Genomic DNA, 700 nt, shown 5'->3' with positions numbered 1-700 from the left:
CCAGGCATCACCGCGCCCGAATTGTCGGTGACTGTGCCGACGATGCGCCCCGTGTCCACCTGCCCGGTGGCGACGCTCGTGGCGAGCACGATGACCATGAGTGCAATGCTACTGATTCGAATCACGCGCATATGGGCCCCCGGCACGACGTTAGGGTCGTGGCAGGGACGAGTCAAATCGATTCTTCTAATTGCTCCATCATCCGGTTGCGGGTTCGTGGGGAACCTGTTACGTTCCGTGTTAGCCGGAATCCCCTGGCGCGGCTAAAGCCGCGCCCTACGGGCAGGCGTTTCCGGAGAGCTCACATGGCAACCGTGTTGCGCGACTTACAGCAAGGCTGGCGCGTGCTGCGACGACGGCCGGGCTTCACGGCCGTGACGATCCTCACGCTGACGTTCGGCATTGGCGCCAATGTCGCGATGTTCAGCGTGATGGACGGGATCCTGTTGCGCCCGCTCCCGTATCGAGACCCTGACCGCATCGTCCGGCTGTGGGAAAGCAATGCGGCGAAAGGGTATCAGCGCTTCGAGGTGCTGCCCGGCAGCCTCCTCGACTGGCGCGAGCGGAGCACCGCTTTCGAAGCGCTTGCGCTGTTTCGCGACGGCCATCTACTCGTCACCAGCGGAGGCGCGCCTGAACGGCTGCCGGTTACTACTGCCTCAACGTCGCTGTTTCGAATTCTCGGCGTGAAGCCAATGCT

The 700-nt window shown here is 63.1% G+C and carries 1 protein-coding gene; it reads left to right on the top strand.

All coding sequences use genetic code 11. The features are described 5' to 3' along the window. Nucleotides 1-305: 305 nt before the first annotated feature. A partial coding sequence (locus GEV06_28635; protein MPZ21817.1) for a hypothetical protein occupies nucleotides 306-700 on the top strand: 395 nt, incomplete at its 3' end.

It is taken from the genome of Luteitalea sp., from assembly GCA_009377605.1.
In the GTDB taxonomy this organism is placed as follows: domain Bacteria; phylum Acidobacteriota; class Vicinamibacteria; order Vicinamibacterales; family Vicinamibacteraceae; genus WHTT01.
This window is presented reverse-complemented; position numbering and strand designations above follow the sequence as displayed.